Source organism: Phaeobacter italicus (genome assembly GCF_001258055.1).
Classification (GTDB): Bacteria; Pseudomonadota; Alphaproteobacteria; order Rhodobacterales; family Rhodobacteraceae; genus Phaeobacter; species Phaeobacter italicus.
In genome coordinates, this window is sequence record NZ_CVRM01000022.1 from 496443 (window position 1) to 503794 (window position 7352).

General features: G+C 60.8%; 3 protein-coding genes. 1 reads left to right on the top strand and 2 read right to left on the bottom strand.

Annotation, left to right across the window (positions count from 1 at the left end; all coding sequences use genetic code 11):
- Nucleotides 1-71: 71 nt before the first annotated feature.
- Complete coding sequence (locus NIT7645_RS11180; RefSeq protein WP_050687115.1) at nt 72-3287, top strand: 2Fe-2S iron-sulfur cluster-binding protein; 3216 nt, start codon at nt 72-74, stop codon at nt 3285-3287.
- A gap of 92 nt (nt 3288-3379) precedes the next feature.
- Here the strand turns inward: NIT7645_RS11180 and NIT7645_RS11185 are convergent, their stop codons facing one another.
- Together NIT7645_RS11185 and NIT7645_RS11190 are read right to left on the bottom strand one after the other, a co-directional pair.
- Nucleotides 3380-5956, bottom strand: coding sequence for an HWE histidine kinase domain-containing protein (locus NIT7645_RS11185; RefSeq protein ID WP_008560276.1), 2577 nt, complete (start codon nt 5954-5956; stop codon nt 3380-3382).
- A 24-nt stretch (nt 5957-5980) separates the two neighbouring features.
- Complete coding sequence (locus NIT7645_RS11190; RefSeq protein WP_008562101.1) at nt 5981-6607, bottom strand: heme oxygenase-like domain-containing protein; 627 nt, start codon at nt 6605-6607, stop codon at nt 5981-5983.
- Between the last annotated feature and the right edge of the window lie 745 nt (nt 6608-7352).

Genomic DNA, 7352 nt, shown 5'->3' on the forward strand with positions numbered 1-7352 from the left:
TTGGAGCCTATTCCAACCTCCGATTTCTGGGGTACATCTGTGGCAGCTTTCTCCTGCAATGGGATCCTGCCATGTCTCTTCGTCTGTTCTCTACCCGCACGCGCCCGATGCATTTGGGGCCGTTCCCGATGGAGCGATTGCAGCCGGGCGGGATGCCGGATCTTGCCGCGGTGCCGCGGTTCCAGCCACTGAACTTTCGCCGCCCGGATATGCCCGCCTCAATCGTCAATGCGATGGGCGAATATCAGGCGATGATGGATGCGATCCGTGACGGGCTGGTCAACAAGGCCCAGGCCGCGTGTCCAAGCGATCCGCAGGAGCGGGCCGATCACATCAAGGCCTTTGGCTATTTCAGCGATGCGGCGATGGTGGGGGTCGGGCCGATGCCTGGCTCTGCCCGGTTGGATGTGCCTTATCGCAATCCAGATATCGACCGCCTGGCCCATGATCTGAAAACGCGCCAGACCAAAACGCTGGCCTCTGGCATTGATATGATCATGGCCGATCTGCGGGACGCGATGGAGGCACCGCCGACCACCATTGGCGATCACACCCATTCGATTGTGTTTCTCTACGAGATGCCGCGCGACCCGCGCCCGGATGAGGCGGGATGTGACTGGCTGGACGGGGCAGAGCGGCACCGCGCTTGTCTGCGGGCCTCGGAAACGGCGGTGGTGCTGGCAAACTACATTCGCCTGCTGGGCTGGGACGCCAAGGCGCATACCGGGACGTCGGCGGATGTTGATCTCAACCAGCTGACCGTTGCGGCGGGGCTTGCCACGGTTGAGGATGGCAAGCTGGTGAACCCCTATCTGGGGACGCGGTTTGGCGTCGCGGTTGTGACCACCGATTTCGAGATGGCGCAGGACAAGCCGCTGCTGCCGCAGGATTTGCAGCCGGTTATGCAGGTCAAGGGGCCGAAGTGGTGGCTGGGGATCGGGTCGGAACGCTCAGCGCTGAATGGCGACCCCTTTGCCCACCGTGATTTCCGCGATGGGCCGCACCCGTTTGAGACGCTGAAACGGGTTGCGGACCCCACCACCTATATTGATGAGGCGCGGGTGGCGCGGGTGCCCAAACGCGCCGATATGTTTGCCCGCAGCCAGTTCGGTGACATGGGCAAGACCAACCAGCAAGCCGCAACCGGCGGGTTTTACGTGCGCAAGGCCGCGCCCTCTATGGCGCAGCGGCGGATGCTGGGGGCGTTTGTGCTGCTGCAGGATGGCGCGCCGGCCCCGCAGGCACCACGACCCACGGATGCGGAACGCAACGCTGCCAACATCAAGGCGGCGAGCTATTGGCTAGGGATTGATGCGGTCGGAATCAGCCGCTGTCCGGAGTGGACCTGGTACAGCCATGACGCCACCGGCGCCGAAATCCACCCGGAGCACGATCAGGCGATTTCGATGATTGTCGATCAGGGTTTTGACACCACCGAGGGCACCTCTGGCGATGACTGGATTGCGGTGGCGCAGTCGATGCGGGCCTATCTGCGGTTTTCGCTGCTGGGCGGTGTCATCGCGCGGCAAATCCGCAACCTTGGCTACAAGGCCAAGGCCCATACGGTGATGGACGGCGAGGTGTTGCAGCCGCCCTTGTTGCTGTTGTCTGGGCTGGGAGAGGTGAGCCGGATTGGCGAGGTGATCCTGAACCCCTTCCTTGGGCCGCGATTGAAGTCTGGGGTTGTTACCACCGACATGCCGATGGCCCATGACAAGTCGATTGATTTTGGTCTTCAGGCGTTTTGCGAGGCTTGCAACAAATGTGCGCGCGAATGCCCTTCGGGGGCGATCACGGCCGGGCCGAAGCTGATGTTCAATGGCTATGAGATCTGGAAATCCGACAGCCAGAAATGCACCACCTATCGCATCACCACGCCGGGGGGCGCGATGTGTGGGCGGTGCATGAAGACCTGCCCCTGGAACCTGGAGGGGATATTCAAGGAAAAACCATTCCGTTGGGCGGCGATGAACATGCCTGCGGCGGCGCCTGCACTGGCCAAGCTGGACGATATGGTCGGCAACGGCGAGATGAACCCGGCCAAGAAATGGTGGTGGGATCTGGAGCTGGAAGACGACGGCGGCTATCGCCCGACGCGCCACCCGGTCAATGCGCGCGCGCTGCAAAAGGACCTGGATCTGCGCTATGAGGATCAGACGCTTGCGGTGTATCCCGCCCATCTGGCGCCGCATCCCTGGCCCTATCCGTTTCCGATGGATCGCGAGGCGGGCATCGAGGCCTATCAGGCAATGGTCACGGCCGAGGAATACAAGGCCCGTCGCGCCCGCGGCGAGAGCGGTGACTGGGATCACATCTATACCAATGACGGCGACAGCCCGGTCTTGCGGGTCGAGGTGTCACATGTCGAGGTGATGAGCGACGGAGTCACCAAATACGAATTCAAGAGCCTCGACGGCAGCCCCTTGCCCGAATGGACGGCGGGCGCGCATCTGGACATTGTGGTCGCGCCGGAATTCCTGCGCCAGTATTCCATGTCCGGGGATCCGGCGGATCGCTCGAAATATCAGATCGGTGTACTGCGCGAAGATCTGGGGCGAGGCGGTTCCAAACTGCTGCACCGGATTTTCACCAAGGGGCGGCGGGTTTTTATCTCCAAGCCGATCAACCATTTCCCGCTGGAGGAGGGCGCGCGCCGCAGTTTCCTGATGGGGGGCGGCATTGGTGTCACGCCGATGATTGCCATGGCCCATCGTCTGCATGCGCTGGGTCAGCCGTTTGAGCTGCATTATTCCGTCTCCTCCCGCAAGGATGCGGGGTATCTGGATGATCTGGCGGCAATGCCCTGGGCCGAACATGTGCATGTTCATGTGTCCGACGAGGGCAGCCGCGCGGATCTGGACCAGGTGCTGGCGGATTATCAGGACGGCTGGCACGTCTATACGTGCGGGCCGGACCGCTACATGAGCGGTGTGATGGAGGCGGCAGAACGGCAGGGGTTCCCGGAGGAGGCGCGCCATCTGGAGTACTTCTCGGTGCCGGAGGTGCCGGAGTATGAAAACCACGACTTTACCCTGAAGCTCGCGCGGTCCGGTCGCAGCCTGCATGTGCCAGCCGAGAAAACCGCGACGGACGTGCTGGCAGAGAACGGCATTCATATTGATGTGAAATGTTCCGACGGCATCTGCGGCGTGTGCAAATGCGGGCTGGTGTCAGGCGAGGTGGAGCACCGCGATTTTGTTCTGTCCAAGGCACAGCGCAAAGAGGCGGTGATTCTGTGCCAATCCCGCGCGGCCGAAAAGGACGGGGTGATCGAGGTGGACCTGTAAGGACGACTTTGGCTGTGGGGCTGTCGCCCCCTGAGGGTGTCAGGTCAGATGGGGGGAGAGGCGCGGGCATGTTCCACCCGCGCCTTTTTTCTTTAACTGTCTTTGCTTGCCAGTCTGTTCTGCGCGTCCATCAAGGCCTTGACCAATGTGTCCTCCGAGATCGGTTTTTGGACGATCGGGCAGGGGGGGTAGCCGCCGACCACATCCTTGGCATCCCCATAGCCGGTGGTCAGCACAAAGGGGACGCCGCGTTTTTGCAGCGCCTCGGCGACCGGGATCGATTGCTCGCTTCCCAGATTGACGTCGAGCACGGCGAAATCGAACTCTCCCGTCTCGAGTTCAGCCATTGCTTTCTTGACGTTGCTGGCAGTCTTTACCTCGAAGAACCCCATGTCTTCCATCATCGCAGAGAGATCCATCGCGATGATCAGGCTGTCCTCTACGATCAGGGCATTGCCGGTCAGGCGCGGTGCATCGCTGATCTTGGGCTCTTCCTTTGGGGTGACGGGGGTATCATCTGCGTAGATAAAGCAGTCAAGATAGCTGGCCGGAATGCGGAAATGCCCCTCAAACCCGGATGTCTTGTAGCTGATATCGGCATCGCCCTTCAGTTCGTGCGGGATCGAGTTTTCGACAATCAGGCTGCCAAAGCCCCGCCGTTCCGGGGGGATGACGGCGGGCCCACCGCGTTCGATCCAGCCAATGAGCAACGCGCCGCTGTCATCCTCGCTCAGCGTGATTTCAACGCGCCCCGCATCCGTGCCGAGCGCGCCGTGCTTGACCGAGTTTGTGGTCAATTCATGCAAAACCAGCGCCAGCGTGGTGTAGGCGGTCGGGATGATCAGCACATCAGGGCCGGTGATGTGCATTTTTGTGTCACTCTGTTCGGCATAGGCCTCCAGCTCGCATTCGATCAGCGTGCGCAAGGAGGCCGGAACCCAGCGTTCGCTGGTCAGCTGGTCGTGGGCGCGGGCCAGCGAATGGATGCGCCCATCCAGATTGTCGGTGAATTCCGACAAGGTGCGCGCCGACCCTTTGGTCTGACTGACGAGACCCCGCATCAGGTTCAGGATATTGCGCACCCGGTGATTGAGCTCGGCAATGAGCAGCTGCTGCTGTTCCTGTGCCCGTTTTCTTTCGGCATTGGCCGCCTCTGTCACCTTGAGAAAAATCTCAAGCAGAACGGTCCGCAGCAGGTTGGCGGCATAAAGGTTCACATCACTCCAGGGGGAGCACCGCCATTCGACAGTTTCCTTCCAGACCTCAAAGCTCTTTCTGGGGGTGAGCCTGACCCCATTGGGCCCGATCGACATCGGTTTGGTCGGATCGCCCGCCCAACTGACCGTCTGGCTGATATTGCGGCGACACAGGACAAGATAGTCCCGTGGTCGTTTGGAAATCGGAATGGCGAGAATGCCTGCGCAGCGTTCCACATAATCTTGTGCAGGCGGATGAATGGTTTCCAGCTGATTGGTGGAAAACACGGTGGTGCCGATATTGCCATCCAGCATCCGCGCAAGGGCGCGTGTTTCCTCAAGCGTGGGGGTGGTGCCGGTGGTGTGAAATACCCCGTCGGAATACAGAAGCAGCCCGTCATGGGGGATCACGTCCTGAATATCGCGGGAGACGGAAAACAGGCTGTCTTCAAACGGTTGGCCATCCGCCATCATCGCCATCAGGCGGGTCTGCAGGCGGTTGATGTCCTTTTCCTCACGCGCGCGCTGAGAGGTTTCGTACTGCGACAGCTCATACGAGAAGATATGCGCAAACATCTCCACCGCGGTGCGGCGTTCGTAGTCGATATAGCGTGGGCTGTGGTGGTGGCAGGCAAACAGCCCCCAGAGTTCGCCATCCTTCATGATCGACACCGACATAGAGGCCTTGACCCCCATGTTGCGCAGATACTCCAGATGAATGGGCGAAACAGAGCGGGTGACCGACAGCGACAGGTCAAGCGGCGCACCATCCACCTTGAACGGCGGGTTGATGGCGGAGCCGGGATCGTCGACATCGGCGATCAGACGCAGCAGCGAGCGTGTATAGAGGGCACGCGCCTGCACGGGAATATCGGAGGCGGGGAAAAACATGCCGTCATATTTGCTTTGCCCGTCCAGCCGTGCCTCGGCCAGCACCTGCCCGGAATGATCTGGCTGAAATTGATAGACCATCACACTGTCAAAACCAGAAATCGCCTGCAGCCCCTGCGCAGCCCCGCGCGCCAGTGTCGCCAGTGCCCCATTGCGCTGCAGCTTGCTGAAATAGGGGTAAACCTCCGAGATGACATCACGCTGGCTGCCGCTTGTCTTGGGCTCAAACTCCAGAATCAGGTGTCGGCCGCTTTGATGGACGCTCACATCAAAGGACTGTGCCCTGTTCTTCAGCACCACCTTGAAGAACCGCAACGAGCTGTCGGGCTCCGACAGTTCCCCCAGGCTGCGGCGGATCCGGGTAAAGGCATCGGCCACGATAAATTCGCTGATCGGTCGCCCGATGGCGCTGGCAGCATCCACGCCCAGGATGTCCTTGAGATTGTCCGAGGCATGCTGCACCAGCCAGTCATCAGAGACAGCCACGAGGGCCCCGTAGGATTGCACCCGACCCAGCTGGTGGATCGGCTCGCGGTCGCAATTTGTCAAATCTGTTTGCGTCAGGGTGTGCTGGGCTGCCATTTCAGGGCCTTCGTATTGGTCACGTCAAAGAATGGGTTGAATATCTGTGCCGATCATAATCGGATTTGCGCGCGCTGCGGCGTAAAAAAACGAAAATCCGGTCCGCGTATCGTCAATCAACCGTTTAGCGCGCGGGCTGTCTGCGGGGATTGCATCCAGTTCACGGCAGCTTTGCTGCCACATGTCCTTGTGCGGGCGAGGGGCAAAATAGGCAGGCAGCGGGTCGTCTGCCTCTTCCATCAACCTGCGGCGCAGCACCTCGGTGCCAAGGCGAGAGCCCAGCACAAGATAGTCGATCGCCAGCCCGTCCAGGTCGCGGCCCGTCTGCGCGCCATGGCCCGCGACCGGCGCTGGGTGCCACCCCCTGTCGGCACAGTCCTGTTCAAGTGCCTTCAACAGATCGCCAATCAACGCCTCTGCCTGCGCGCCAGAGCGGCTCGCCAGTGCATAAAGCGGGCGCAGCGCCACCAGCTGACATCCCAGAAACCAGCTGAGATGCTGCGCTGGCGCCGCATGAAACGGCGCAAAGGCGGCCTCTGCCGCATCATGTTCGCCGCGGGTTGCACGCCGCAGCTCCATGCGCAGGCCAGCTGTCTGCGCGCCAGTGGCCTTTGGGGGGGCAGGGGGGGCAATTTCCCCGTTTGTGATCATCGCGCCCAATGTCCTTGAATGCGGCCCGCCTGCGGGTTTTGCCTGGCGGGAATGAATGTAACGGCTCCGGCCCAGAGCAGAAAACAGGGCCGGGTCCTGGTGGCAGGGCCCTGTCTCGGCCTCGCCGTGATCAAAATTCGGCCCGCCTGATCCCCCACTGATCCGCCTCTGGCCCCCTTGGGCAAACCGCTCCCTTCGGTCAAAGCCGGTCAGTCATAGCCGATGTGGCGCCGCGGTCAGGTGCAATCTGGCGACCTCGTCTGTCAGGGGCACAGCCTGCATCACGGCAATAACGGTCCCATGTCAGACTTCATAAGACAATAGTTTCCAATACCTATACCGCAAAACCGGTTTTGCGGTGATTTTGCGTAAATCCCCCAAGCCTTCATGGCCGTTCAGCCCGCGATCCCGGACCCTTGGTGGCGAGTCGATGCTGGGCGCAGAGACCGACTCGCCCGCCCCGAGTCGCGCCGATTAGTGGAAAAGCTGCGCATATACCCTATATATAGTAGGGTGGTGCCGCACCGATTGAAGCCACGCCCTGTGGGTAACTCACAAAGACCGATCAAGGCCTGGGTGAGACGGTCTAGGCGGGGTCATAACCCTTTGTTTTTGTTTCTATTTTCAGCATTTTTTGGAAAAAGTCTGATTTCTGTTCATTTTCGGGTTGCGGGTGATTGTTGTTTTACTTAGAACCCCCTTCACCGGCGGCGCTGAGGCGCTTGACGGTGTGCCGGACGGAACG